General features: G+C 70.2%; 27 protein-coding genes. 19 read left to right on the top strand and 8 right to left on the bottom strand.

What is annotated here, in order from left to right; genetic code table 11:
- Positions 1–169 precede the first annotated feature (169 nt).
- From DFP74_RS31460 to DFP74_RS31375, 18 genes are all read left to right on the top strand, one after another.
- Complete coding sequence (locus DFP74_RS31460) at positions 170–1,999, top strand: L-lactate permease (protein WP_121187461.1); 1,830 nt, start codon at positions 170–172, stop codon at positions 1,997–1,999.
- Between the two features lie 283 nt (positions 2,000–2,282).
- On the top strand, positions 2,283–2,492 hold the full coding sequence (rpmE, locus tag DFP74_RS31455) for a 50S ribosomal protein L31 (protein WP_121187458.1): 210 nt from the start codon (positions 2,283–2,285) through the stop codon (positions 2,490–2,492).
- Between the two features lie 114 nt (positions 2,493–2,606).
- The gene (gene prfA / locus DFP74_RS31450) at positions 2,607–3,674 is read left to right on the top strand and encodes a peptide chain release factor 1 (protein ID WP_121188639.1); all 1,068 of its coding nucleotides are present in this window, start codon (positions 2,607–2,609) and stop codon (positions 3,672–3,674) included.
- Between the two features lie 95 nt (positions 3,675–3,769).
- Entirely contained in the window at positions 3,770–4,633 is an 864-nt protein-coding gene (prmC, locus tag DFP74_RS31445; RefSeq protein WP_121187455.1) for a peptide chain release factor N(5)-glutamine methyltransferase, read from the top strand.
- A 66-nt stretch (positions 4,634–4,699) separates the two neighbouring features.
- Positions 4,700–5,593 (top strand): L-threonylcarbamoyladenylate synthase, encoded by an 894-nt coding sequence (locus tag DFP74_RS31440; RefSeq protein ID WP_121187453.1) that lies wholly within the window; start codon positions 4,700–4,702, stop codon positions 5,591–5,593.
- A 12-nt stretch (positions 5,594–5,605) separates the two neighbouring features.
- Positions 5,606–6,769 carry an MraY family glycosyltransferase gene (locus DFP74_RS31435; RefSeq protein ID WP_121187450.1) on the top strand — a complete coding sequence of 388 codons (1,164 nt, stop codon included), beginning with the start codon at positions 5,606–5,608 and terminating at the stop codon, positions 6,767–6,769.
- A gap of 215 nt (positions 6,770–6,984) precedes the next feature.
- Positions 6,985–7,425 (top strand): hypothetical protein, encoded by a 441-nt coding sequence (locus tag DFP74_RS31430; protein WP_121187448.1) that lies wholly within the window; start codon positions 6,985–6,987, stop codon positions 7,423–7,425.
- Positions 7,426–7,485: 60 nt separating this feature from the next.
- On the top strand, positions 7,486–7,713 hold the full coding sequence (locus DFP74_RS31425; RefSeq protein WP_121187446.1) for a hypothetical protein: 228 nt from the start codon (positions 7,486–7,488) through the stop codon (positions 7,711–7,713).
- Between the two features lie 93 nt (positions 7,714–7,806).
- A complete protein-coding gene (gene atpB, locus DFP74_RS31420; RefSeq protein ID WP_121187444.1) occupies positions 7,807–8,661 on the top strand; it encodes a F0F1 ATP synthase subunit A in 855 nt (284 codons plus the stop codon).
- Between the two features lie 108 nt (positions 8,662–8,769).
- Positions 8,770–8,979 carry an ATP synthase F0 subunit C gene (gene atpE, locus DFP74_RS31415; protein WP_121187442.1) on the top strand — a complete coding sequence of 70 codons (210 nt, stop codon included), beginning with the start codon at positions 8,770–8,772 and terminating at the stop codon, positions 8,977–8,979.
- A gap of 38 nt (positions 8,980–9,017) precedes the next feature.
- Positions 9,018–9,557: a F0F1 ATP synthase subunit B gene (locus tag DFP74_RS31410; RefSeq protein ID WP_121187440.1), complete on the top strand. Its 540-nt coding sequence runs from the start codon at positions 9,018–9,020 to the stop codon at positions 9,555–9,557.
- Positions 9,557–10,378, top strand: coding sequence for a F0F1 ATP synthase subunit delta (locus DFP74_RS31405; protein WP_121187437.1), 822 nt, complete (start codon positions 9,557–9,559; stop codon positions 10,376–10,378). The genes DFP74_RS31410 and DFP74_RS31405 overlap by 1 nt, the downstream gene beginning before the upstream one ends.
- 73 nt (positions 10,379–10,451) lie before the next feature.
- Positions 10,452–12,092, top strand: coding sequence for a F0F1 ATP synthase subunit alpha (atpA, locus tag DFP74_RS31400; protein ID WP_121187435.1), 1,641 nt, complete (start codon positions 10,452–10,454; stop codon positions 12,090–12,092).
- Between the two features lie 3 nt (positions 12,093–12,095).
- The gene (locus tag DFP74_RS31395) at positions 12,096–13,016 is read left to right on the top strand and encodes a F0F1 ATP synthase subunit gamma (RefSeq protein ID WP_121187432.1); all 921 of its coding nucleotides are present in this window, start codon (positions 12,096–12,098) and stop codon (positions 13,014–13,016) included.
- A gap of 5 nt (positions 13,017–13,021) precedes the next feature.
- The gene (gene atpD, locus DFP74_RS31390; RefSeq protein ID WP_121187430.1) at positions 13,022–14,464 is read left to right on the top strand and encodes a F0F1 ATP synthase subunit beta; all 1,443 of its coding nucleotides are present in this window, start codon (positions 13,022–13,024) and stop codon (positions 14,462–14,464) included.
- A gap of 127 nt (positions 14,465–14,591) precedes the next feature.
- Complete coding sequence (locus DFP74_RS31385) at positions 14,592–14,981, top strand: F0F1 ATP synthase subunit epsilon (protein WP_121187427.1); 390 nt, start codon at positions 14,592–14,594, stop codon at positions 14,979–14,981.
- 17 nt (positions 14,982–14,998) lie between these two features.
- The gene (locus DFP74_RS31380; protein ID WP_121187425.1) at positions 14,999–15,487 is read left to right on the top strand and encodes a DUF2550 domain-containing protein; all 489 of its coding nucleotides are present in this window, start codon (positions 14,999–15,001) and stop codon (positions 15,485–15,487) included.
- 51 nt (positions 15,488–15,538) lie between these two features.
- The gene (locus tag DFP74_RS31375; protein ID WP_121187422.1) at positions 15,539–15,838 is read left to right on the top strand and encodes an MTH1187 family thiamine-binding protein; all 300 of its coding nucleotides are present in this window, start codon (positions 15,539–15,541) and stop codon (positions 15,836–15,838) included.
- A gap of 23 nt (positions 15,839–15,861) precedes the next feature.
- On the opposite strand, the gene DFP74_RS31370 is transcribed toward DFP74_RS31375, so the two are convergent.
- The 8 genes from DFP74_RS31370 to nucS form a co-directional block, all read right to left on the bottom strand.
- Positions 15,862–16,458 (bottom strand): cob(I)yrinic acid a,c-diamide adenosyltransferase, encoded by a 597-nt coding sequence (locus DFP74_RS31370; protein WP_121187420.1) that lies wholly within the window; start codon positions 16,456–16,458, stop codon positions 15,862–15,864.
- Between the two features lie 376 nt (positions 16,459–16,834).
- Positions 16,835–18,418 (bottom strand): M20/M25/M40 family metallo-hydrolase, encoded by a 1,584-nt coding sequence (locus tag DFP74_RS31365; protein ID WP_121188638.1) that lies wholly within the window; start codon positions 18,416–18,418, stop codon positions 16,835–16,837.
- Between the two features lie 234 nt (positions 18,419–18,652).
- Positions 18,653–19,321, bottom strand: coding sequence for a DUF1707 domain-containing protein (locus DFP74_RS31360; protein ID WP_121187418.1), 669 nt, complete (start codon positions 19,319–19,321; stop codon positions 18,653–18,655).
- 74 nt (positions 19,322–19,395) lie between these two features.
- Positions 19,396–20,031: a response regulator transcription factor gene (locus DFP74_RS31355; RefSeq protein WP_121187417.1), complete on the bottom strand. Its 636-nt coding sequence runs from the start codon at positions 20,029–20,031 to the stop codon at positions 19,396–19,398.
- Positions 20,028–21,248 carry a sensor histidine kinase gene (locus DFP74_RS31350; protein ID WP_233571248.1) on the bottom strand — a complete coding sequence of 407 codons (1,221 nt, stop codon included), beginning with the start codon at positions 21,246–21,248 and terminating at the stop codon, positions 20,028–20,030. Before DFP74_RS31350 ends, DFP74_RS31355 begins: the two co-directional genes overlap by 4 nt.
- Positions 21,245–22,102 (bottom strand): ABC transporter permease, encoded by an 858-nt coding sequence (locus DFP74_RS31345; RefSeq protein WP_121187414.1) that lies wholly within the window; start codon positions 22,100–22,102, stop codon positions 21,245–21,247. Before DFP74_RS31345 ends, DFP74_RS31350 begins: the two co-directional genes overlap by 4 nt.
- The gene (locus DFP74_RS31340) at positions 22,099–23,016 is read right to left on the bottom strand and encodes an ABC transporter ATP-binding protein (RefSeq protein ID WP_121187412.1); all 918 of its coding nucleotides are present in this window, start codon (positions 23,014–23,016) and stop codon (positions 22,099–22,101) included. Before DFP74_RS31340 ends, DFP74_RS31345 begins: the two co-directional genes overlap by 4 nt.
- Positions 23,017–23,102: 86 nt before the next feature.
- Positions 23,103–23,780: an endonuclease NucS gene (nucS, locus tag DFP74_RS31335; RefSeq protein WP_121187410.1), complete on the bottom strand. Its 678-nt coding sequence runs from the start codon at positions 23,778–23,780 to the stop codon at positions 23,103–23,105.
- Between the two features lie 162 nt (positions 23,781–23,942).
- On the opposite strand from nucS, the gene DFP74_RS31330 reads away from it, so the two are divergent.
- Positions 23,943–25,157, top strand: a complete 1,215-nt coding sequence (locus DFP74_RS31330) for a 3-hydroxybutyryl-CoA dehydrogenase (RefSeq protein WP_121188636.1) — start codon at positions 23,943–23,945, stop codon at positions 25,155–25,157.
- Positions 25,158–25,233: the final 76 nt, after the last annotated feature.

The following is a 25,233-nucleotide window of genomic DNA, read 5'->3' as shown; positions in this document are numbered from 1 at the left end:
CGTTCACCGCGTCCTGCCTGGGGCGACGCGAGCTGATTCCGGATCACGGAAGGGGCGGCTCGAAGAAGATCACCAACGTGTTGCAGATCACCACCGGGGGATGGGCAGAGGAAGAAAAAGGTCTTACTGTCGCGCCAGCCGAGTCCCCCTCCACCAGGGAGCCGTCTGGATGGACAACCTCGCCCTGCTCAGCCTCCTCGCGCTCACCCCGATCCTCGTCGTCGGAGTCCTGCTGGTCGGATTCCGCCTCCCGGCCATGTACGCGATGCCCGTCGGCTACGTCGTGGTCGTCACCATCGCCGTCCTGGTCTGGAACACGGAGTGGGTGGCGATCGCCGCCTCCACGATCCAGGGCCTGATCCTCGCGATCGGCCTGCTCTACATCATCTTCGGCGCCCTCCTGCTGCTGTCGACCCTGACCAAGAGCGGCGCCATCACCACCATCCGCGCCACGTTCACCGACATCAGCCCCGACCGCCGGATCCAGGCGGTCATCATCGGCTGGCTCTTCGGCAGCTTCATCGAGGGCGCCTCCGGCTTCGGCACCCCCGCCGCGGTGGTCGCGCCGCTGCTGTTCGCGCTGGGCTTTCCCGCGATGGCCGCCGTGATGGTCGGCCTGGTCATCCAGAGCACGCCGGTGAGCTTCGGAGCGGTGGGCACGCCCATCCTGGTGGGCGTCTCCGGCGGCCTGGAGGGCTCACCAGAGGTCGAGGCCTACGCCGCCGGTGCGGGGACCACCCTGCCCGGACTCGTGGACCAGATCGGCTTCCTGACCGTCGTGCTGCACGCCGCCGTGGGCACCCTGGTCCCGCTCTTCATCTGCTGCATGCTGTGCGGTTTCTACGGCGGCCGGCGGCGCTTCTCCGACGGGCTCGGGGTCTGGCGGTTCGCGTTGTTCGCGGCCCTGGCGATGACCGTTCCGTCCGTGCTGTTCAACTACTTCGTCGGTGTGGAGTTCACCAGCCTCCTGGGCGGGCTCACCGGACTGGTCGTCGTCGTGGCGGCGGCCCGCAAGGGCTTCCTCATGCCCAAGGAGACCTGGGACTTCCCGCCCCGCGAGGACTGGCTGGCGCGCTGGAGCGGCCGTCTGACCCCCGACCAGGGCGTCCTGGCGGTCAAGGACGGCGCACGCATCGGCACCCTGCGCGCGTGGGCCCCGTACCTGCTGGTCGCCGCGATCCTGGTGGCCACCCGCGTCATCGACCCGCTCAAGGCCTGGCTCAGCGGAATCTCCGTCGGGGCGCAGGAGATCCTGGGCACCTCCGTCGCGCAGACCATCGAGCCCCTGTACTCGCCCGGCGCGACCTTCCTGCTCGTGTGCGTGATCACCTACGGCCTGCACCGGATGCGCCCGCGCGAGATCCTGGAGTCCTGGCGGGTCGCGGGGTCCCAGCTGGCCGGAGCCGCGGTCGCCCTCCTGTTCGCGGTGCCCCTGGTGCGGGTCTTCATCAACACCGGCGCCGATCACGGGGACACCGCGATGGCGAGCATGCCGCTCACGCTGGCGGTGGGGGCGGCCGAGCTCGGCGGTACCGCGTGGCCGCTCTACGCCCCGTGGATCGGCGCGCTGGGCGCGTTCGTGGCCGGGTCCAACACCGTCTCCAACCTGATGTTCTCCCTCTTCCAGTTCTCCACCGCGGAGCAGATCGGCATCGCGCCGGAGACCGTCGTGGCCACCCAGGCGGTGGGCGGCGCGGCGGGCAACATGATCACCGTGCACAACGTCGTCGCCGCCTCCGCGGTGGTGGGCCTGGCCGGGCGCGAGGGAGACCTCATCCGCCAGACGATCATCCCGATGACCTACTACGTCCTCATGGCGGGAGCGCTCAGCTACCTGTTCGTCTACGGTCTGGGGCCCAACCCGGGCACGGTCCTGCTCGTCGCACTGCTCGCCGGCCTGGTCGCGACCGTGCTGTTCATCCGCCGCGCGGACGCCCGCCGGGCCGCGGCGCCGAGCGCCACCGGCCCGGACGCGCGCGAGACCGAGCGGGAGGGGTAGCCGGGCATCGGTCGAGGGTGGTGGGCAGGAGGTGCTGGGCCGGAGGCGTCCGTTGAGGGTGGTGGTGGGCGACGGGTGGGAATGGAGCTGGTCCCGGCATGGTTATCGGTCTGGCAAACTGGTAGCAGGGACTCGGCCTGCCTCCCGCGAGGGACGGCCCGCCGGCCCCACCACCTGGATCAGCGCGGCACCGGTTCGCGCGTGTCCGCAAGCGAACGCACCACCCCACCGGTGGTGGTGCGCGCGGCATGCGTCCGGCGGTCGCCCAAGCAAGGAGAAGCACATGAAGGCCGACATCCACCCCGAGTACGTGGCGACCGAGGTGACCTGCACCTGCGGGGCCCACTTCATCACCCGTAGCACCATCACCGAGGGCAAGCTGCGTGCCGACGTGTGCTCCGCGTGCCACCCCTTCTACACCGGCAAGCAGAAGATCATGGACACCGGTGGCCGCGTCGCCCGCTTCGAGAAGCGCTTCGGCAAGCGCAAGTAGCGCCGCCCGCTGCCCCCGTGGCGCCGACGCGTCGGCGCCACGGGGACCGGATCGGCCCCGTACGGGGCGAGACAGCAGGGCAGGCAAGCGAACAAGGCGGCAGATGTGGCAGAACTGAAGCTGGACGACCTCCTGGGGGAGTACTACGAGCTGGAACAACAGCTCGCCGACCCCGAGGTGCACGCTGACCAGGGCAAGGCTCGGACACTGGGTAAGCGCTACTCCCAGCTCACGCCCATCATCGAGTCCTACCGCGCGCTCCGGGAGGTCGAGAGCGACATCGAGGCCGCGCGCGAGCTCGCCGCCGAGGACTCCTCCTTCGCCGAGGAGGCCGACCGCCTGACCCTGGAGGCCGAGCAGCTCACCGAGCGCCTGCGCGTCCTGCTGGTCCCCCGTGACCCCTCCGACGACAAGAACCTCATCATGGAGGTCAAGGCCGGAGAGGGCGGTGAGGAGTCCGCGCTGTTCGCGGGCGACCTCGTTCGCATGTACCTGCGCTACGCCGAGCGCCAGGGGTGGAAGACCGAGATCATCGACGCCACCCACTCCGACCTCGGCGGGTACAAGGACATCACCATCGCCTTCAAGAACCGGGGCACGCCCGAGCCCGGTTCCGGCGTGTGGCCCCAGCTCAAGTTCGAGGGCGGCGTGCACCGCGTGCAGCGCGTCCCCGTCACCGAGTCCCAGGGCCGCATCCACACCTCCGCGGCCGGTGTCCTGGTGGTCCCCGAGGCCGAGGACGTCGAGGTCGACATCCAGGCCAAGGACCTGCGGATCGACGTCTACCGCTCCTCCGGGCCCGGTGGGCAGTCCGTCAACACCACCGACTCCGCGGTCCGCATCACGCACCTGCCGACCGGCATCGTCGCCTCGTGCCAGAACGAGAAGAGCCAGCTCCAGAACAAGGAGCAGGCCATGCGCATCCTGCGCGCCCGCATCTACGCCGAGGCCCAGGCCAGCGCGGACGCCGAGGCCGCCGCGGAGCGCAAGAGCCAGGTCCGCACCGTGGACCGGTCCGAGCGCGTGCGCACCTACAATTTCCCGGAGAACCGCATCTCCGACCACCGGGTCGGCTACAAGGCCTACAACCTCGACCAGGTCCTCGACGGGGACCTGAGCGGGGTCGTCAAGGCCCTGGTGGACGCGGACACCAAGGAGAGGCTCGAAGCCGCTCAGTCGTAACGTGCTTCCCGCTCAAGGCGGGACCTGCCACCACACAGAAGGAGGCAGGGACGTCCTTCCTGGCCAGACCAGGGGAACGTTCCTCAAGCAGATCGATGAACTTCCTGCTCGACGAGGTCGCCCGCGCCACACTGAGGCTCGCGGAGGCCGGAGTGGCATCGCCCCGGACGGACGCCGAGGAGCTCGCGGCGTTCGTGCACGGTGTCCGTCGAGGGGAGCTGCACGCGGTCGGCGACGGCGACTTCGACGCCCGCTACTGGGAGTGCGTGGCCCGCAGGGAGGCCCGCGAACCCCTCCAGCACATCACCGGCCGCGCCTACTTCCGCTACCTGGAACTCCAGGTGGGACCGGGCGTGTTCGTGCCGCGGCCCGAGACCGAGATCATGGTCGACTGGGCGATCGAGACCCTGCGCGCCATGGACGTGGCCGATCCACTGGTCGTGGACCTGGGCACCGGTTCCGGCGCCATCGCCATCTCCATCGCCCAGGAGGTGCCGCGCTCGCGCGTGCACACCGTCGAGATCGATCCCGCGGCGCTGGCCTGGGCCCGCCGCAACATCGCCGACAGCGGCCACGCCGACCGGGTGACCGCCCACCAGGGCGACATGCGCACCGCCCTGCCCGAGCTCGACGGCCGCGTCGACCTGCTCATCAGCAACCCGCCCTACGTCCCCACCCGTGAGGCCGGGGCGATTCCGCCCGAGGTCCGCGACTACGACCCCGCGCCCGCGCTGTGGTCGGGCGAGGACGGGCTCGACATGATCCGCGACCTGGAGGCCGTCGGCCGCAGGCTGCTGCGGCCCGGCGGCGCGATGGCGATCGAGCACCACGACGGACAGGGCATCGACATCCCCCGGCTGTTCCCCGAGGACCGGGGCTGGCGCGACGTCCTCAACCGCAAGGACATGGCCAGGCGCGACCGCTTCGTGGTCATGCGCCGCGCCGACGGGGACGGCTGACGTGCCATGGGCCGGGGTCACGTTTCCTCCCGGACAAGCACCGGGTTTCCACACAAGGAGTTCTAGGTGAGCCGCATCTACGACTGCGCGGACGAGACCGCCCGCAAGGACGGCATCGTCGACGCCGCGTCCGCGGTACGCAAGGGTGAGCTCGTGGTACTGCCCACGGACACCGTGTACGGCATCGGGACCGACGCCTTCAGCCCCAAGGCCGTGGCCGACCTGTTGGCGGCCAAGGGGCGCGGTCGGGAGATGCCGCCGCCGGTGCTGGTCGGCTCCATGCGCGCGGCCACCGCGCTCATCGACGACCTGGGCACGCACGGCCGGGACCTGATGGAGGAGTTCTGGCCCGGTCCGCTGACCCTGGTGTGCACCGCGACCCCGAGCCTGTCCTGGGATCTGGGCGACACCAAGGGCACCGTGGCCGTGCGCATGCCGATGGACCCCGTCGCCCTGGAGCTGCTCAAGGAGGTCGGGCCGATGGCGGTGAGCAGCGCGAACAAGTCGGGTCAGCCGGCCGCGGCCACCATGGAGGAGGCCCTGGAGCAGCTCGGCGACGAGGTCGCGGTCTACCTGGACGGCGGTGAGAGCGAGGCCCCGGTGGCCTCCACGATCGTCGACCTCACCTACGCCGTCCCGCGCGTGCTGCGCGCCGGCGCGATCTCCATCGAGCAGTTGCGCGGCGTGTGCGGTACGGTCATCGGCGAGCTGCGCAAGGGCCGGACCAAGCCCAAGCCTGCGGAGTCCGAGGAACCGGGAGACGCGGCCGCCGAGTCGGCGGGGGCGACGGAACCGGCCGACGGGACCGAGCTCGCGGCCAAGGCCGAGGAGCCCGGCACCCCGGCCCCCACGGTCGGAGAGACCGCGTCAGCGGAGTCCGCGGCCGAGGCCGACGCCCGGGCCGACGCCGGCCGGGACGAGGACACGGCGGCCCCGAACGGCGAACGTTCCGACAACTAGAGGGGCCCAGCGGTGCGGGAGTACGCGCTCACCTTCGTCATCGCGGCCGCGGTGACCTACCTGCTCGTGCCGTTGGTGCGCAGGGGGGCCATCGCCTTCGGCGCCACGCCCCCCGTGCGCGACCGCGACGTGCACACCGAACCGATCCCGCGACTGGGCGGCCTGGCCATCTACGGCGGTTTCGCGGCGGCGCTGCTGATCTCCGCGCAACTGCCGCACCTGCAGAACGTGTTCGTCGCCGACACCTGGATGGGCCTGCTCCTGGCGGGCGGGCTCATCACCGCGATCGGCGTGGTCGACGACCGCTGGGGGATGGGCGCGCTCAGCAAGCTCGCCGGCCAGGTGGCCGCCGCGGGCATTCTCGTCTCGCAGGGCGTGCAGCTGCTGTGGCTGCCGCTGCCCGGCACCCAGCTGTCGCTGGGGCCGTGGCTGGGCGCGATGATCTCGGTGCTGCTCATCGTGGTCACCATCAACGCGGTCAACTTCGCCGACGGCCTGGACGGCCTGGCCGCCGGCATCGTCGGCATCTCGTCCACGGCGTTCTTCGCCTACTACTACGTGGTCGCGGTCGAGCAGGGCTTCGTCCGCCAGTCCTACCCGGCGATGATCGCGATCATCCTGGCGGGCACCTGCGCCGGCTTCCTCTTCCACAACTTCCACCCCGCGCGCGTGTTCATGGGCGACACCGGGTCGATGCTGCTGGGGCTGCTGCTGACCTCCATCACCATCACCGTGACGGGGCAGTTCGACGCCAACACCGCGCGGGAGGGTTTCAGCTCCGGCCTCGTGGTGTTCCTGCCCGTCGCCCTGCCGCTGCTGGTGATCGCGCTGCCGCTGGCGGACCTGGTGCTGGCGGTGCTGCGCCGCCTCCTGGCGGGCAAGTCCCCGTTCGCACCCGACCGCGGGCACCTGCACCACCGGCTGCTCGACATGGGGCACAGCCACGTGCGCGCGGTGCTGCTGATGTACCTGTGGGCGGGGATCGTGGCCTTCGCGGCGGTGTCGCTGTCGGTCTTCGACTCCCCGGCGATCGTCCTGACGGTGACGGCGCTGGTGGGGGTGTGCGCGGTGGGGCTCATCGCGCTGCCGCGACTGCGTCGTCGGGGTCTGCTCCCCTGGGACCGGCGGGACACGGTCAAAGCGACGGCAGATCACGATTCGTCATCTGATGGCTGAGGCGGCGGTGACGGGACGTGGTGAGGCGAATACGCCTGACCTGCGAGATCACCGCTGGGACGAGTGTGGCCAAGGTGACATTCGAGACGGAAGCCGCCTGGAGCGGCGGCTTCGGGGGGCGTTAAGGTCTCGTTAAGGAACCCTGGGATATCGCACCAAAAACCTTGTGATAGCTTTCACGAGCAGGTACCCACTGAACCCCACGGAGCTCTCGCATGCAGGAACACGACGCCCGGATCCTCCGCGGCGCCGCGCTTCCGACGGCCGTCGTCGGCGTGGTCGCCATGATCGTCGGCTTCGCCCTCTCTGGCCCCCAGGGGCTTTTCGGCGCGCTCTTCGGGGTCGGGTTGGTCATCGGTGCCTTCGCCGCATCGGCCTTCGTCATCTCGTGGACCGGCGGTCGCCGACCGGAGCTTCTGCTCCCGGTGGCCTTCCTGGTCTACACGACGAAGCTCGGAATCCTGCTCGCCGTTCTCCTGCTGTTCAGGGACACCGCTGCCCTGGACAAGGACGTCTTCGGTTGGACGGCGTTCGCCTGCGTCCTCATGTGGCTCGCGGCCCAGGCGGTCGCGATCAAGCGGAGCAAGCAGCCGACCATCGTTCCCGAAGGCGAAGAGGACGAGGCGGTCACCGAGGACAGTGAGGCACACCGGTGAGCCCGCGTTGGCGGGGCGGTGTGCACGGCCTTCTGACCTACTGCTATCTTCCGGAGCGAGATGAACGAGCACCGAAGCGCGAAGGACGCCGCTTCCGACACGGAGCCGTCGAGCGCCAACGGAATGACTCTCGTCTCGTATCTGCTGGGAGGCCTCGCCTTCTGGGGCGGCGTGGGCTGGGTCGCGGATCAGCTCCTCGGATTCTCCGCTCTGTTCCTGCCCATCGGTCTGGGCGTCGGCTTGGTCGGGTCGATCTACCTCATCTACACCCAGCACGTCCGGTCCTGACCGTACATCCAGCTGCGTTCGCCCGCGTCGAGCGCGGAACCGCACTGAACACAACATCGAGGATTGAGTTGCGTCACGACGAAAGGGATCGCCGTGGGTGCTGACGTGAGCGTCGTCGCGGCGTCCGAATCAAGCTGCAAGATTTTCGGCGACGGTTGTGGTTTCGAGGCTCCGACTGTCAGCCTCTTCTTCCCCACTCCGTGGCTCGACTTCGGCCTGCCCGGTACCTCCGGCCTGAACAAGTACTACCTGGTCGCGGTCGTCGCACTGCTGATCGCCGCCGCGTTCTGGTACTTCACCACGCGCAAGGCCAAGGTCGTTCCGGGCCGGGGCCAGAGCGTGGCCGAACTGCTGGTCACGTTCCTGCGGGACCAGGTCACCCGGACCGCCATCGGCAAGGAGGGGGACAAGTACCTCCCCCTGATGGTGACCCTGTTCATCTTCATCTTCTCGATGAACATCATGGGTCTCATCCCCGGCCTCCAGCTGCCGGTGACCTCCAACCTGGCCTTCCCCGCGGTCCTGGCCATCTTCATCTTCCTGCTCTGGAACATCGTGGGCATCCGCCGCCACGGAGCGGGCGGGCACTTCAAGGCGCGACTGGTCCCCAGTGGTGTCCCGACGTGGATCCTGCCCATCGTCATTCCGATCGAGGCGCTGTCGAACTTCATCATTCGGCCCGCCACGCACATGATCCGTCTGTTCGCGACCATGTTCGCCGGGCACCTGCTGCTCGCGCTGTTCGCCGCGGCCGGCTTCTACATGTTCAACCCGCTCTCCGAGATGGGCGCCGGCCTCGGCGCGCTCTCGGTCGGCTACTCCGCCATGGCGCTGCTCGGCTTCCTGGTCTTCACGGCCTTCGAGCTGTTCATCATGGCGGTGCAGGCCTACGTCTTCGTTCTCCTGTCCTCCATCTACCTGGGTGAGGCCCTGGAGGGCGCGCACTAGGAGCAGGCGGCGACGCCCACTCCGCAGTGCACCCCTGGACCCCGTTCCGATCCGTCACGTTAGCCCGACGTCGCCCATGATCGTCGGCGTGTAGTAAAGGGAAATCACATGGAAATCACCGGCAGCCTGAACACCATCGGTTACGGTCTCGCCGCCATCGGCCCCGGCATCGGTGTCGGTCTCGTCTTCGGTCTCGGCGTGCAGGCCATCGCCCGCCAGCCCGAGGCTCGCGGCATCCTGCAGGGCCAGATGATCTTCGGCTTCGCCGTCATCGAGGCGCTCGCCATTCTGGGCTTCGTTCTCGCCTTCGCGCGCTAAGTCCAGACCGGCAATAGAACGCGAAGGGGATGCCAACCATGTATTTGGCAGCTGAACAAGAGAACGTCCTGCGTATTCACTGGGACGAGTTCACCTTCGGTCTCATCGCCTTCCTGATCATCCTCGGCGTCGTCTACAAGATGTGGCCGCGGCTGACCAAGGCGCTTGACGAGCGTGCCGACCAGATCGAGGGTGGCATCGCTCGCGCTCAGAAGGCCGAGGCCGAGGCGGACGAGATCCGTCAGCAGTACAAGGAGAAGCTCGAAGAGGCGCACCGCGAGTACGCCCAGGAGCTGGAGAAGGCCAAGGAGCAGCGCGCGGCGATCATCGCCGAGGCTCGCGAGGAGGCCCAGGTCGAGGCGCGTCGGATCATCGAGGCCGCCCAGGCCCAGATCGAGGCCGACCGTCAGCAGGCCGTCGCCCAGCTCCGCGGTGAGATCGGTGCCCTGTCCACCGACCTCGCCACCCGCATCGTCGGTGAGACCCTCAGCGACGAGGCGGCCCGTTCGCGCGTGGTGGACCGGTTCCTGGAGGAACTGGAGCAGAGCGAGAGCGCGCAGCAAGCCGAGGTGCGTTGATGCGTGGTATCAGCCGTTCCTCCCTGGCCGAGGTGACCCGGCGCCTGGACGAGAACGTCCTGGCGTCGGCGGACGCCGGCCAGTACGCGGTCTCCCTCGGCGGCGAGCTCTTCGAGGTCGTCGCCCTGCTGAGCGGCGAGCACTCCCTCCGCCGCTGGCTGGCGGACCAGTCCAACCCCGCCGAGCAGAAGACCGCTCTGGCCGGGGAGCTGCTGGAGCAGAAGGTGTCGCCGTCCACGGTCATCGTGGTCAACGACGTCGTCCAGCAGGCCTGGTCCACCCCGCGTGACATGGTCGACGCCGTCGAGCGGATGGCGGTCTACGCGACCGTCGCCTCGCTCGAGGGCACGCGTCTCGACGAGCTCGAGGACGAGCTGTTCCGCTTCGGGCGGATCCTCGCCGCCGAGCCCGCGCTGCGCGCGGCCCTGACCCGTGACGGTGTGTCGGCGGGTCAGCTCAACACCCTGGTGGAGAACCTCCTCTCGGGCAAGGTGAACTCCGCGACGCTGGCCCTGGTCAGCGAAGCGGTCACCCGTCCGCGGGGTCGTACCCTGGAACAGGCGCTCGACCACTTCGCTCAGCTGGTCTCCGAACGGGCCCAGCGCTACGTCGCGGTCGTGCGCACCGCACAGGTGCTGACCGAGGCACAGCAGGCACGTCTGAAGGACGTCCTGACCCGCAAGTACGGTCGTGCGATCCACCTGAACATCGACGTCGTCCCCGAGGTCCTGGGCGGTCTCTCCATCCAGGTGGGTGACGAGGTCATCGACGACACCATCGCCGGGCGCATCGCTGAGGTCAAGCGCCGTCTGGCTGGCTGACATACGCGAACAACGCAAAGCAAGCACGCACGGCGCCGGCCCGGCGCCATTTGAGAGCAAGGACAACGTAGAGATGGCGGAGCTGACGATCCGGCCGGACGAGATCCGGGACGCGCTACAGCGCTTCGTCCAGTCGTACGAGCCTGATGCCACCCGCGCGGAAGAGGTCGGAACCGTCACCTACTCCGGTGACGGCATCGCCCGCGTCGGTGGCCTTCCCTCGGCGATGGCGAACGAGCTGCTGAAGTTCGAGGACGGCACACTGGGCCTGGCCCAGAACCTTGAGGTCGGCGAGATCGGTGTCGTGGTGCTGGGTGACTTCACCAGCATCGAGGAGGGCCAGAAGGTGCGCCGCACCGGACAGCTCCTCTCGGTGCCGGTGGGTGACAACTTCCTCGGCCGCGTGGTGGACCCCCTGGGTGCCCCCATCGACGGCAAGGGTGAGATCGAGACGACCGAGCGTCGCGACCTGGAGCTCCAGGCCGCGACCGTGATGGAGCGGCAGCCGGTCCACGAGCCGCTGCAGACCGGTATCAAGGCGATCGACACCATGACGCCGATCGGTCGCGGTCAGCGCCAGCTGCTGATCGGTGACCGGCAGACCGGTAAGACCGCGGTCGGTATCGACGCGATCATCAACCAGAAGGCGAACTGGGAGTCCGGCGACCCCGACAAGCAGGTGCGCTGCATCTACGTCGCGATCGGCCAGAAGGGCTCCACGATCGCCGGCGTGCGCGGCGCTCTCGAAGAGGCCGGCGCGATGGAGTACACCACCATCGTCGCCTCCCCCGCTTCGGACCCCGCGGGCTTCAAGTACCTGTCCCCGTACACCGGTTCGGCCCTGGGCCAGCACTGGATGTACCAGGGCAAGCACGTCCTCATCGTCTTCGACGACCTGACCAAGCAGGCCGAGGCCTACCGTGCGGTCTCCCTGCTGCTGCGTCGCCCGCCGGGGCGCGAGGCCTACCCGGGTGACGTCTTCTACCTGCACTCCCGGCTCCTGGAGCGCTGCGCCAAGCTCTCCGACGAGCTGGGCAAGGGCTCGATGACGGCGCTGCCGATCATCGAGACCAAGGCGGGCGACGTCTCCGCCTACATCCCCACCAACGTCATCTCCATCACCGATGGCCAGGTCTTCCTGGACTCGGACCTGTTCAACCAGGGCCAGCGTCCGGCGATCGACGTCGGTGTGTCGGTCTCCCGTGTCGGTGGCGCGGCCCAGACCAAGGCGACCAAGGGTGTCTCCGGCACGCTGCGCCTGGGTCTGGCCCAGTACCGCGAGCTCGAGGCGTTCTCCGCCTTCGGTTCCGACCTGGACGCGGTCTCCAAGCAGCAGCTGGAGCGCGGCGCCCGGATGATGGAGCTGCTCAAGCAGGGCCAGTACTCGCCCTTCTCCATGGAGAAGACGGTCGTGTCGATCTGGGCCGGTAACACGGGCCAGATCGACGAGGTCCCGGTGGAGGACGTGCGCCGCTTCGAGGAGGACTTCCTATCCTACCTCGAGCGCGAGCACAAGGGCATCCTCGACAACATCCGCGAGAGCGGGAAGTTCGAGAAGGAGACCCAGCAGGCCCTCGAGGGCGCCATCGAGAAGTTCAAGCAGAGCTTCCAGACCTCGGGTGGCAGCCTCCTGGGGACCGAGGCCGAGGCCGAGGCGCTCCCCGAGGAGAAGGTCGGCCAGGAGACCATCAAGGTCGCCAAGGGCGGGAAGTAACCCATGGGTGCACAGCTTCGCGTCTATCGCCGGAGGATCCGCTCGACGAAGTCGATGGCGAAGATCACCCGCGCGATGGAGCTCATCGCCACGACGCGCATCACCAAGGCGCAGCGTGCGGCGGAGGCTGCCGGACCCTACGCGCGGGAGATCACGCGGGCGGTCTCCGCTCTGGCCGGCCGGGTGAGCGATCACCCGCTGCTGTCCGAGTCGGAGAACCCGACCCGCGCGGCCGTCCTGGTCATCACCAGTGACAAGGGTCTGGCCGGGGCCTTCTCGACCAACGCCCTCAAGGAGGCGGACTCCCTGTCCCAGCTCCTACGGGAGCAGGGCAAGGAGGTCCTCACCTACATGGTGGGCCGCAAGGGTGTGGGCTTCTACAAGTTCCGCGACCGTCCGGTCGAGGCCGCGTGGGAGGGCTTCACCGAGCGTCCGACCTACGCGCACGCCCAGGAGATCGGCTCCGCCCTCATGGAGAAGTTCCGTACCGACAGCGCTGACGGCGGTGTCGACGAGATCCACGTGGTCTCCACGGAGTTCGTCTCGATGCTGACCCAGCGCGCCGGGTCCGTCCGGGCCCTGCCGCTGGAGGTCGAGGAGGTCGGCGAGGAGGAGCTGCAGGCCGCCACCGGTGGTGAGGCCCTGCCGCTGTACGAGTTCGAGCCCTCCGCGGAGGAGGCCCTGGACCAGCTGCTGCCGCAGTACGTCACCAACAGGATCTACTTCGCCCTCCTCGAGTCCTCCGCCTCCCAGCAGGCGTCCCGTCGCGCGGCCATGAAGGCCGCGACCGACAACGCCGAGGAACTCGCCAAGAACCTGACCCGACTGGCCAACCAGGCGCGTCAGGCCGAGATCACCAACGAGATCAGTGAGATTGTCGGCGGTGCCGACGCGCTCTCTGCTGCCAGCGCGGGAAGTGAGTAACAAAAGTGACTGCGACTGTTGAAGGGACGGCCGGGGCTGGCACCGCCACCGGCCGGATCGCCCGGGTCACGGGCCCGGTCGTCGACGTGGAGTTCCCCGTCGGCTCCCTGCCTGCCATGTACAACGCCCTGCACACCGACGTGAGCATCGGCGGCAAGACCAAGACCGTCACGCTCGAGGTCGCTCAGCACCTCGGTGACAACCTGATCCGCGCCATCTCCCTGGCGCCCCAGGACGGCATGGTCCGCGGCGCCGAGGTGCGCGACACCGGCGCGCCGATCAGCGTGCCCGTGGGCGACGTCGTCAAGGGCCACGTGTTCAACACCCTGGGCGAGTCCATGGACGTGCCCTCCTCGGAGCTGGGCGCGACCGAGTTCTGGCCGATCCACCGCAAGGCTCCGTCGTTCGACGAGCTGGAGTCCAAGACCGAGATGCTCGTCACGGGCATCAAGGTGATCGACCTCCTCACGCCGTACGTGCGTGGTGGCAAGATCGGTCTGTTCGGTGGTGCCGGTGTCGGCAAGACGGTGCTCATCCAGGAGATGATCACCCGTATCGCCCGCAACTTCGGTGGTGTGTCCGTGTTCGCCGGTGTCGGTGAGCGCACCCGTGAGGGTACGGACCTCTTCCTGGAGATGGACGAGATGGGCGTCCTCCCGGACACCGCGCTCGTCTTCGGCCAGATGGACGAGCCCCCGGGCACCCGTCTGCGGGTGGCCCTGTCCGCTCTGACGATGGCGGAGTACTTCCGCGACGTCCAGAAGCAGGACGTGCTGCTGTTCATCGACAACATCTTCCGTTTCACCCAGGCCGGTATGGAGGTCTCCACGCTGCTGGGCCGTATGCCCTCGGCCGTGGGCTACCAGCCCAACCTGGCGGACGAGATGGGTCAGCTGCAGGAGCGGATCACCTCGACGCGTGGTCACTCGATCACCTCGATGCAGGCGATCTACGTCCCCGCGGACGACTACACCGACCCCGCTCCGGCGACCACCTTCGCCCACCTGGACGCGACGACCGAGCTCTCCCGCCCGATCTCGCAGAAGGGCATCTACCCGGCGGTGGACCCGCTGGCCTCCACCTCGCGCATCCTGGACCCGCAGTACGTGGGCGAGGAGCACTACCAGGTGGCCCAGCGCGTGAAGGAGATCCTGCAGCGCAACAAGGACCTGCAGGACCAGATCGCCATCCTCGGTATGGACGAGCTGTCCGAAGAGGACAAGATCGTCGTCAACCGCGCCCGTCGCCTGGAGCGCTTCCTGTCGCAGAACATGTTCGTGGCGGAGAAGTTCACCGGCACCCCGGGTGTGTTCGTGCCGCTGGAGGAGACCATCTCCTCCTTCAAGGCGGTGTGCGACGGTGAGTACGACCACCTGCCCGAGCAGGCCTTCCTCGACGTCGGCAACATCGACATGGTCGTCGAGAAGGCGAAGAAGCTGCAGGAGTAGAACCGCGCCGAAGGCGTCCGTTGAGGGTGGTGGCGGGCGACGGGAGGGCGTAGTTCGTGCTGGGCCGGCCCCCGTCCGCGGGGGCCGGCCCGCCTGAACCCGCCCACGAGCCGAGGAGTTTGTGGCAGTGTCGAAGAAGCTTTTCGTCGAGATCGTCTCGCCCGAACGTGAGATTTGGGCGGGCGAGGGCGACATGGTCATCGCGAAGACCGTCGATGGTGAGATCGGTGTGCAGCCCGGGCACATCCCCGTGCTCGCGGTGCTGGCGCACGACGCGGTCGTTCGCGTCCTCGGGGCTCGGGAGACCGGTGAGGTCGTGGCGGCCGCGCACAGCGGGTTCGTCTCCGTCTCCGGTGAGGGACGCGTGTCGATCCTCGCCGAGACCGCCGAGCTGGCCGAGGACATCGACGTGGACCGCGCGCGCACCGCGCTGAAGTCCGCGTCCGAGGGCGGCGACGACGTCGCTGTGGGCCGTGCCCGCAGCCGGCTGCGCGCCGTCGGCGAGGAAGTCGCCTAACGAGAGGGACGGCAACGATGGATCGACTGCTGCCTGGCACGACGTGGTTCGACGCCACGCAGTGGGCGTTCATCGCCCTGCTCTTCGTCCTTGTCGCGGTGGTCCTCGCCGCCTTCATGCGCCGCTCCGTGCTCAAACGGCGCGGTGGTGCGGTGGAGTGTTACCTGCGTGCTCCCGAGGAGAGGGGCCGCCGGGGGATGTGGCGGATCGGCTTCGGCCGGTACGGCACGGAGAACCTCGGCTGGTTCCCCCTCTTCTCCCTCAGACCGCGGCCGACAGCCAAGCTGTCGCGCCGCGGTCTCGTCGTTGTGGGACGCCGTTCCCCCGACGCGGCCGACCTGTCCTACCTGCCGGCCGACGTGACCGTGCTCCAGGTGGGCTGGTCCTCTCCCGGCGGCGGCGACCCCGAGGACGTGTCGTTCGAGATCGCGATGAACGACAGCACGCTCACCGGGTTCCTGTCCTGGATGGAGTCGATGCCCCCGGGCAGCCGCTGGGAGGCCTGAGTCCCGCACGGCGCCTTGACGGGCCCGCCCTCGGTGAGGAGCATGGGCCCCATGATCGTCGCTTTCTCTGTGTCCCCACTCGGTTCCGGTGAGTCCGTCGCCTCCGCCGTCGCGCGTGCGGTGAAGGTCGTCCGGGACAGCGGGCTGCCCAACGAGACCACCGCCATGTTCACCAGTGTCGAGGGTGAGTGGGACGAGGTCATGGACGTCGTCAAGCGTGCCGTGGCGGCCGCGGGGGAGGGATCCTCCCGGGTCTCGCTCACGCTCAAGGCCGACATCCGCGAGGGCGTCACCGACGGCCTGCGGAGCAAGGTCGAGGACCTCGAACGCGAACTCGACTCCCTGGAGTAGTCCCCGCCGCGCGGCCGCTGGGTTCAGCGTTCGCCGCCGGGCTTCCACAGGACCTCGTCGCCGTCGGCGGCGACGTGGCGCCCGAGGATGAACAGCAGGTCCGACAACCGGTTGAGGTACTGCGCGGTGAGCGGGTTGACCGTGTCCCCGTGCTCCTCGATCGCCGCCCACACCGCCCGCTCGGCCCGCCGGACCACGATCCGCGCCGTGTGCAGGAGCGCCACGGTGGGGGAGCCTCCGGGCAGCAGGAAGCTGCGCAGGGTCGGCAGGTCGGCGTTGTAGGCGTCGCAGGCCTCCTCCAGGCGGGCGACGTACTCCGGCTCCACCCGCAGCGGCGGGTAGGCGGGGTCGGGCGTGATCGGTGTCGACAGGTCCGCGCCCAGGTCGAAGAGCTCGTTCTGGATGCGTCCGAGCAGTGTGCGGACGTCGTCGGGGACGTCACCGAGCGTCAGGACCAGGCCGATGGCGGCGTTGGCCTCCTCGGTGTCCGCGTAGCCCACGAGGCGGGTGTCGTTCTTGCTCGTCCGGCTCATGTCGGCGAGCGCCGTGGTCCCGGTGTCGCCCGTGCGCGTGTAGATCTTCGACAGTACGACCGGCTTGTCCGTGTCCCGTTTGGTCATGGTCCCCACCCTAGGGTTCCGCGGGCGCGGAGTGTCGGACGGGCACTGCGGCGGGCGCCGGCCCGCATCACCGGGAGTGACAGAGGATAACTGTTCAGTCTCAGCAGGTGAAGGTGACGCAGCTCACTGATACATTGGGGCACATGGGAGCTACTCAACGTAGTTTCCGCGGTGTACGCGTTCGCGTTCCCGTGTGGGAAGAGGGGGGCCACCCGGGCCGGGTCGCGGAGGGGGAACACCGCCCTGGGCGGAAGGCGTGGAACCGGGGGGTTCACGCCTTCCGCCCCTTGCTTTCGGCGCCCTCGCGGGCGACGTCCCACCCCCTGGAGCGCGGGTGGCAGGGCGCCCCAGGGGTTCGAGCGGTCGACGCGGGCTATCAGCGGACCAGGTCGGCGCCGACGCGGTCGAAGGAGACGATCGGGCTCGACAGCGGAGCCACACCGTTCACCGGCAGGGTGTTGTCGGCGAAGAACTCCACGCCGTGGGCGCCGGCCGCGGACAGCTCGTCGAGCGCGTCCGTGTTGATCTTGTCGAGCGTGTCGTCGGCCGTGTGGTAGTACGGGTCGAACAGCTCACCGGCCGTACCGCCGTACCACTCGACCTGCGCCTCGGTCTTGGTGCCGTCGGCACCGCTGAACAGGCCGCCGGCCGGGACCCCGGCGAGCATGAACGGCTGGTAGTCGCTGCGGCCGCTCAGCACGCCCGGCTCGCTGACCTGGCCCTGCTCCTCGAAGTACTCCTCGAAGACCTGGGCGATGGCCCCCGAACCCGACGGCGCGCCGCTGGAGTCCGGCAGCTCGCCCCGGCCGTCCAGCACGAAGCGCGCGTAGTTGTGCGAGCCGATCATGTCGAAGTTCAGGTACAGCGCGATGTCGTCGAGCTGCTCCTCGGTCAGGCTCTCGACGTAGCGGGTCGAGCCCACCAGGCCGCTCTCCTCGGTGCCCCAGAAGGCGAACCGGACCTGGTTGTTCGGGTCCTCCTGGGCGGCGAGCTGGATCGCGGTCTCCAGCACGAACGCCGTGCCGCTGCCGTTGTCGTTGATCCCCGGCCCCTCCTCGACGCTGTCGAGGTGGCCGCCGACGACCACGACGTTGTCGTCCCGTCCGCCGGAGGTCTCGGCCAGGACGCTGTAGGAGGTGCTGGTCTCGGCGGTGGAGTCGACCACGAGTCGCAGCTCCAGTCCCTCACCCGCCTCCAGCAGCCGGGCGCCGGCCTCCTGGGACATGCCCACGGCCGGGATGTCCGACGGCTCGGAGACCGTCCCCTGGAGGAGCTCGTCGACGTTGTTGATCACCACGGTGGCGGAGGCGCCCGCGTCCGCGGCGTTCTGGACCTTGTCGGCGAACGCGCAGGCGCCGCGCACGGTGACGGCGACCGCGCCCTCGGGGAAGTCCGCGAAGTGCTCGGGCGAGCACCCGCTGTCCCCGGCGTCGGTCTCGACCAGGACGCCCGGGGCCGTCACGTCGCCCGCCGCCGAGTAGCTCATCGTGGCGAAGTCGACGCCGAGCTCGAAGCCGGCGTCCTCCGGAGCGGTCGTGGCCAGGACGGCGTCGGAGTGCTCCTGCCAGTCGAGGTACTCGTACTCGTGGCGGTAGGGCTCGTACCCGGCGCGTTCGAGCTGGTCCTCGACGTACTGGGCGGCCACGTCGTACCCCGGGGTGTTCGAGGCGCGGTTGCCGCCGTTGTAGCGCGCGATGGTGCTGAGGTTCTCCAGGTGGCCCTCGATCGCCTCGGCGGTCACCAGGTCGGGCAGGGCCGCCTCGTCCGAGCGCGGCGGACCGGCGTGGTCAGGGGCGCCTGCGTGCTCCGGCGGCCCCGCGTGGTCCGGCGGGGCGGCCTGGGCCGGGGACGCGGCGAGCGTCCCGGCGGCGACGATGGCGGCGGCGACTCCGGCGGTGGCCGCCGCTGCCCGCCGACGGGGGGTGGCAGTCGGTCTGGGAGAAGCGGCACGTCGTCTGATGGGGCGCAACGGTGTTCCTCCGGTGTCTGGGGGTCCACCACTCCGTGGTGTCGGGGGATGGACACAGTGAGCGAACTACCGGTGCAGCTTTCCATCGTCCGGGGGAGACGGCAAGGAGGGCCGGGGGAGATTGCCACAATCAGCCACGGCTCTGACGAGTTCCATACGAACTGTGGCCGCTGGGGACGGCGAATCACACCATTCGTCTAGAACATGAGGATCGGCGGCTTCCGTTCAGTCGTCGATCTCCTTCTGGTGCTTGCGCCGGCGGTACTTGACGTCGACGCCGCCCATGACCGCCAGGCCGCGCACGTGCACGATCGGGGCCTCGGGGTCCATGACGCTGGGCGGGGCGCCCGTGGCGCCGAACCCGCCCATCACGGGCAGGCCGTGCACGCGGACCTGGATGTCGTCGGGCACGGTGATGTCGATCCCGCCCATGACCGTGCACGCCCAGATGGTGGACTCGCGCTGGGTGAAGCGCGCCTCGCGCAGGTCCAGCTCGATCCCGCCCATGACCGCGCCGGCGTAGAAGTTCGCCGGGACCACCCAGCCGCCGGAGCGGTCGGCGCCGCCCATCACGGCCACCGCCACGGTGCTGGTCGGCTCGGCCTTGACCACCCGGCCGCCCCCGTAGACCGGGCGCGGTGAATGGAAGTCGCCGGGCACGTGCGTCGGCGCGCGGTCGGAGGCGGGCGCCGGCAGGTCCTCCGTGAGCGGGACGAGTTCACCGAGCGTCTTGGCGTCGTACACCGAGTCCAGGCGCTCACTGTGTTCGTCGGGGCTCAGTCGGCCCTCGGCCAGCGCCTCGCGCAGGCGGTGCGCGACGGAGTCGCGGTCGGCGTCGGAGGCGCGCATCCGCCCGGGGTCGGGGCGATCGGGTTCACTCATCGGGTCCACCATGGTTCGATTATCCGCCCTCGCGCGGGCGCGCTGTATCGGGAAGGACCCTGAGAGGGCCCTGAGAGGCGTCCGGTTCACTCGCCGGGCAGCAGGCCGCGGCGTAGGGCCTGGGTGACCGCGGACGTGCGGTCGCCCACGCCCAGCTTGTCGTACGCGCGCGCCAGATGCGTCTTGACGGTGGTGGGGCTGATGTGCAGCGCGCTCGCGATGGCCGCGTTGGTCCGCCCGTCCGCGGCCAGGCGCAGGATCTGCGCCTCACGGGAGGAGAGCGCGGGGGACTCCGGCGCGGAACGCCGCCGCATCCCGGTCAGCAGCGCGCCGGCGACCCGTCCGCTGAGCACGGTCTCGCCGCGCGCCGCCGCGCGCACCGCCGCGGCCAGCTCCGCACGGGGGGTGTCCTTGAGCAGGTAGCCGGTGGCGCCGGCCTCGACTGCGCGCAGGATGTCGGAGTCGGTGTCGTAGGTGGTGAGCACCAGGACGTGTGTGCCTGGGAACCGCGCGCTGATGCGCTCGGTGGCCGCCACCCCGTCGCCGCCGGGCATGCGCAGGTCCATCAGTACGACGTCGGGGCGCAGGTCGGCGGTCCGCGCCACGGCCTCGGGTCCCGAGGCGGCGTCGCCCACCACGGTGAGGTCGGCCTCGGCGCCGAGCATGCCGCGGATGCCCTCGCGCACGACGGGATGGTCGTCGACCAACAGGACGGTGATCACCGGGCGGACTCCTCGGGGGCGGGCTGTGCGGCTTCCGGGCGCAGGGGGATGGACGCGCGCACGGTCGTCCCGGCGCCGGGCACGCTGTCCACGGTGAGGACGCCGCCCGCGCCGCGCGCGCGGTGGCGCATGTTGCCCAGTCCGTGGCCGGGACCCGCGCCGGGTGTGAAGCCCCGCCCGTCGTCGGACACGGTCAGGTCGGCGGTGGTGGGTGAGTACTCCAGGACGACGTCGGCGTGCTCGGCGCCGGAGTGCCTGCGGATGTTGGCCAGCGCCTCCTGTGCGGTGCGCAGGAGGCAGACCTGGACGTCGCCGGGCAGGGGCACGGGCGTGCCGCGCACGGTCAGGTCGACGCCGATGCCGAGCTCGGCGGCGAGCCGCTCGGTGGCCCGGGCGAGCGCGGCGTCGAGCGAGCCGCCGCCTCCGGGCCGGACGGCCTGGCGCGCGGCGACCATGGCACGGGCGTCGGCGAGGTTGTCCGACGCGGTCTCGCGCATGAGCGCCAGGTGGCGGCGGGCCAGGGCGGGGTCGGTGTCCATCTCCGACTCCACCGCCTGGGTCAGCGCGATGACGCTCGTGAGCCCCTGGGCGAGGGTGTCGTGCAGTTCCCGGCCCAGGTGTTCGCGTTCGGCCATCGCCCCGGCCTCCTCCGAGAGCCGGACCGCCTCCTCCCGGCTCTCGCGCAGCTGCCGGATGAGCTCGGCGCGCTCGTAGCTCTGTTCGACGATCCTCTCGAACCAGAACCCGAACCAGCCGGAGAAGGCGATGATCACCGCGTGGACGAGCAGGCTGACGGTGAAGGTCTCCCACTCCTGCCCTTCGGTCAGCCCCCGCACGAGGACGGGGACGATCAGGATCAGCGCCACGGTGGGAACGGCACGGACCGTCCCCGCGGTCATGAAGCAGAGCGGGGAGACCGCCACGACCATGAACGTGAGGGTCGGGTTGAGCATCACGGCGGGGAGGACGGTGGCCAGGAGCAGGCCCATGAAGACCAGGGAACGGCGGTCCGCCCGGGAGTGTTCGGTCAGCAGGAGCCGGCGGCCGTACAGGTAGTAGGCGGCGACGGCCGCCCCGACCAGGGCGACCGCGACCACCCGCCGTCCGGGGTCGGTGGACAGCGCCGCCAAGACCGCCACCGCACCCATGACCGCGGTGAAGTAGACGTCCCACCACACTCCCAGATCCCAGGCGTGCCGCTCGTCCACTCCGCTCACCCGTCCTTGCGCGTCTTCCACCGGAAGGTGGCCAGGGTCAGGACCAAGCCCACCACACACCAGGCTCCCAGGGCCAGGGCGACCATGGGCAGGTCCCAGCCGCCCGAGGGTTCGAGCACGCGCATCTGGTCGGGGTAGAACGCGGCGCGCATGCCCTGGGCCATCCACTTGAGCGGGAAGAGCGACGCCACGTCGACGACCCAGCCGGGCAGGACCATGATCGGGACGAAGATCCCGGAGATGAACTGCAGCACCAGGAAGGGGACCACGACGATGCCGGACGCGGTCCTGGCGTTGCGCGCCAGGGAGCTCGCGGCCGTTCCGAGCATGGCGCACGCGACGGTGCCCAGGAGGAACACCCACGCCATCGTGGCCCACGCGGCGGCGTCCCGGGGCATCGCGGCGCCGTGCACGAGGGCGGCGACGCCCATCAGCAGGACCAGTTGGGCCAGCGCCAGGAACAGGACCAGAACGGTCTTGCCGAGGAAGTAGGCGGTCGGCGGCATGGGGGTCCCGCGCAGCCGGCGCAGGCCGCCCCGGTCGCGTTCGACGGCGATGCCCACCCCCAGGGTCTGGAAGCTGACCGACATCAGGCCCATCGCGATCAGGCCGGGCAGGTAGAAGTCGACGGCGGGCATGTCGGCGTCGAAGGCGCCGTCGAAGATCACCCCGAACAGCAGCAGGACGAGGGAGGGCAGCGTGAAGGTGAACACCACGCTCTCCCACTCGCGGGCGAACTCGCGGACCTCCATCCAGCCGCGGGCCAGGCCCACCCGCAGCGGGCCGGGAAGGCGAGGGGAGGCGGCGGGGCGGGCGTCGGGGACCGCCTCGGTCGGGCTCGTGCCGGTGCTCATCGCGTCGCCACCTCGTCCCGCGTCGCGTCCCCGGCCGCACGGTCCCGGTCCATCCCGTCCGGGGACGCGGCCGCATCGGAGCCGATGAGTCCGAGGTAGACCTCCTCCAGGGTCGGCCGGCGCACGGTCAGTTCGGGGACCTCGCCGCCGAAGGCGCTCATCAGCTCGCCGACGACCCGGGTGGGCTCGTGGGTCTCGACGGTGCGCCGCCGCCCCTCCTGCCACCAGCCGACCGTGGCCCGCGCGCTCGCCCGCCCGCCCAGCGCGGAGGGCGTGTCCAGGGCGCGCACCCGTCCGCCGGCGAGCACGCACACCCGGTCGGCGAGCGCCTCGGCCTCCTCCAGGTAGTGGGTGGTCAGCACGATGGTGGTGCCGCCGTCGGCCAGACCGCGCACGAGGTCCCAGAAGTCGCGCCGGGCCCGCGGGTCGAAGCCGGTGGTCGGCTCGTCGAGGAAGAGGAGTTCGGGGCGGCCGACGATGCCCAGGGCCACGTCGAGCCGGCGCTGCTGGCCGCCGGAGAGCGACTCCGCGCGCGCTCCGGCCTTCTCCGCCAGGCCCACGCGTGCGATCACCTCGTCGGGGTCCTCGGGCGCGGGGTAGTAGCCCGCGAAGTGGCGGACCACGGCGCGGACGGACAGCTGGGGGACGAGGGTCTCCCGCTGCCAGACGATGCCGACGCGGGCCCGCCAGGACCGTCCGGCCGTGCCCGGGTCCTCGCCCAGGACCCGGACGGTTCCGCGGTCGCGGCGGCGGAAGCCCTCCAGGATCTCCACGGCCGTGCTCTTGCCCGCGCCGTTGGGTCCCAGGAGGGCGAACACCTCGCCGCGCGGCACGCTGAGGTCGATGCCCGCGACCGCCTTCGTGGCGCCGTAGGACTTGTGGAGGCCCACGGCCTCGATCGCTGTGTCGCTCATGCTTCGAGCGTCCCGCGCGGGCGCCGCCGGGGGTATCGGCCACCGGGCCGCACCGTGTCCTCCGATCGGAGGACACCGTTCGGCGGTCAGAACAGGCGCAGGGTGTCCGGCTCGATGCCGCGCAGCTCGTCGTAGTCCAGCACCACGCACGAGATCCCGCGGTCCTCGGCGAGCACGCGCGCCTGCGGCTTGATCTCCTGGGCGGCGAACACCCCGCGCACGGGGGCCAGCTGCGGGTCGCGGTTGAGCAGCTCCAGGTAGCGCGTGAGCTGCTCGACGCCGTCGATGTCGCCGCGCCGCTTGAGCTCGACCGCCACCGTGGCGTTGGCGGCGTCACGGCACAGGATGTCGACCGGCCCGATGGCGGTGGGGAACTCGCGGCGGATGAGGGTGTAGCCGTCGCCGAGCGTGGTGATGTGCTCGGCGAGCAGTTCCTGCAGGTGCGACTCCACGCCGTCCTTCTGCAGGCCGGGGTCCTTGCCGAGTTCGTGCGAGGAGTCGTGCATGACCTCCTCGACGGTCAGCACCAGCTTCTCGCCGGACTTGGTGTGCGTGACCGTCCACACGTCGGGGCCGTCGGCGACGGTCTCCTCCCGGAGCTTGCACGGCGGGTTCATCCAGTTCAACGGCTTGAACGCCCGGTCGTCGGCATGGATGGAGACACTCCCGTCGGCCTTGATGAGGATGAGCCGGGGAGCCATGGGCAGGTGGGCGGTGAGCCGGCCGACGTAGTCGACACTGCACCGCGCGATGACGAGACGCACGGCGTCACGTTACCGCCTCCCGGAGCCGCCCGGGGCCGGACCGCGGCAGCTGCGGGGCCGGACCGCGGCGGTCCGGTCAGGGGACCGGTGCAGGGCCCGGTCGGGCCCGGTCGGGGACGGTCACGTACGGGGCGGAATGGACGGCCGTCTATGGTGGGGCACATGGTGCAGGAATTTGACAAGGTCGGAGTCGTCGGACTCGGCACGATGGGCGCGGGCATCGCCGAGGTGTTCGCCCGCGCGGGATTCAACGTCATCGGCGTCGAGATCGACCAGCCCGCCCTCGACCGCGGTCGCGGTCACGTGGACAAGTCCCTCTCCCGTGCGGTCAGCCGGGGCAAACTCACCGAGGAGGAACGCGCCGGGATCGACGCCCGGCTCAGCTTCACCACCTCTCGCGAGGACCTCTCGGACGCGGACTTCGTCGTCGAGGCCGTGCCCGAGCGCATGGACATCAAGCGGGACGTCTTCGGGGACCTGGACCGGATCTGCCCGCCCGGCACGATCCTGGCCACGAACACCTCCTCGCTCTCGGTCACCGAGATCGCCGCGCTCACCGGCCGCCCGGACAAGGTCGTCGGTCTGCACTTCTTCAACCCGGCCCCGGTCATGAAGCTGGCCGAGGTCATCACCACGGTCTCCACCAGTGCCGAGACGGTCGACGTCGTCACCGAGGTCGCCAAGCGCATCGGCAAGACCCCGATCGCGGTGGGCGACCGCGCCGGGTTCGTGGCCAACGCGCTGCTGGTGCCCTACATCAACGACGCCATCCGCCTCTACGAGCGCAAGGTCGCCTCCCGCGAGGAGATCGACGCCGCCGTGCAGAAGGCCGCCGGGCTCCCCATGGGGCCGCTCACCCTCGCCGACCTGGTCGGCCTGGACGTGTGCCTGGCCGTCATGGACGTGCTGTGGGCGGAGTACCGGGACCCGCGCTACGTCGCCGCGCCCCTGCTGCGCCGCATGGTCGCGGCCGGACGCCTGGGCCGCAAGAGCGGCGAGGGCTTCTACGCGGGCACGGAGGACCGGGCCGAGCCCCAGCCGACGGGCCGCTTCGCGGAGATGATCCGCGAGGAGGAGACCCTGGACCTGGGCGAGATCCTCATCGCCCCGCAGATCGACGACGCCATGCGCATGATCGGCGACGGCTACGCCTCCGCCAGGGACGTCGACACCGCCATGCGGTTCGGCTGCGGTTACCCCGAGGGGCCGACCGAACTCCTGGACAAGCGCGGCGCCGAGTCCGTGGTCACCACCCTGGTGGCCATGGGCGAGTACGACCTGACCAGCATCGGCGTTCCCGCGCCGCTGCTGATGGACCGGCTGCCCGACGCCGAGGAGGGCGCGGGGCAGGGCGGCGGCTGCGCCTGCCACGCCTGAGGTCCTGCGACCTGTCGGTGGCCGCCGTCCGCGCGTGTGGCGGCGGCCACTGTCGGTTTTCTCCTACCCTGGACGG

Origin of the sequence: Nocardiopsis sp. Huas11, assembly GCF_003634495.1 — a bacterium.
GTDB lineage: Bacteria > Actinomycetota > Actinomycetes > Streptosporangiales > Streptosporangiaceae > Nocardiopsis.
Note: the sequence above shows the minus strand (reverse complement) of the source record. Positions and strands in the feature narration are given on the sequence as shown.

Excerpts from the sequence above, each read along its gene's own strand:
- DFP74_RS31460 (WP_121187461.1), top strand. The coding sequence starts at position 170 with ATGGACAACCTCGCCCTGCTCAGCCTCCTCGCGCTCACCCCGATCCTC.
- rpmE (WP_121187458.1), top strand. The coding sequence starts at position 2,283 with ATGAAGGCCGACATCCACCCCGAGTACGTGGCGACCGAGGTGACCTGC.
- prmC (WP_121187455.1), top strand. The coding sequence starts at position 3,770 with ATGAACTTCCTGCTCGACGAGGTCGCCCGCGCCACACTGAGGCTCGCG.
- DFP74_RS31430 (WP_121187448.1), top strand. The coding sequence starts at position 6,985 with ATGCAGGAACACGACGCCCGGATCCTCCGCGGCGCCGCGCTTCCGACG.
- DFP74_RS31425 (WP_121187446.1), top strand. The coding sequence starts at position 7,486 with ATGAACGAGCACCGAAGCGCGAAGGACGCCGCTTCCGACACGGAGCCG.
- atpE (WP_121187442.1), top strand. The coding sequence starts at position 8,770 with ATGGAAATCACCGGCAGCCTGAACACCATCGGTTACGGTCTCGCCGCC.
- DFP74_RS31410 (WP_121187440.1), top strand. The coding sequence starts at position 9,018 with ATGTATTTGGCAGCTGAACAAGAGAACGTCCTGCGTATTCACTGGGAC.
- DFP74_RS31405 (WP_121187437.1), top strand. The coding sequence starts at position 9,557 with ATGCGTGGTATCAGCCGTTCCTCCCTGGCCGAGGTGACCCGGCGCCTG.
- atpA (WP_121187435.1), top strand. The coding sequence starts at position 10,452 with ATGGCGGAGCTGACGATCCGGCCGGACGAGATCCGGGACGCGCTACAG.
- DFP74_RS31395 (WP_121187432.1), top strand. The coding sequence starts at position 12,096 with ATGGGTGCACAGCTTCGCGTCTATCGCCGGAGGATCCGCTCGACGAAG.
- DFP74_RS31380 (WP_121187425.1), top strand. The coding sequence starts at position 14,999 with ATGGATCGACTGCTGCCTGGCACGACGTGGTTCGACGCCACGCAGTGG.
- DFP74_RS31375 (WP_121187422.1), top strand. The coding sequence starts at position 15,539 with ATGATCGTCGCTTTCTCTGTGTCCCCACTCGGTTCCGGTGAGTCCGTC.
- DFP74_RS31370 (WP_121187420.1), bottom strand. The coding sequence starts at position 16,458 with ATGACCAAACGGGACACGGACAAGCCGGTCGTACTGTCGAAGATCTAC.
- DFP74_RS31360 (WP_121187418.1), bottom strand. The coding sequence starts at position 19,321 with ATGGTGGACCCGATGAGTGAACCCGATCGCCCCGACCCCGGGCGGATG.
- DFP74_RS31345 (WP_121187414.1), bottom strand. The coding sequence starts at position 22,102 with ATGAGCACCGGCACGAGCCCGACCGAGGCGGTCCCCGACGCCCGCCCC.
- DFP74_RS31340 (WP_121187412.1), bottom strand. The coding sequence starts at position 23,016 with ATGAGCGACACAGCGATCGAGGCCGTGGGCCTCCACAAGTCCTACGGC.
- DFP74_RS31330 (WP_121188636.1), top strand. The coding sequence starts at position 23,943 with ATGGTGCAGGAATTTGACAAGGTCGGAGTCGTCGGACTCGGCACGATG.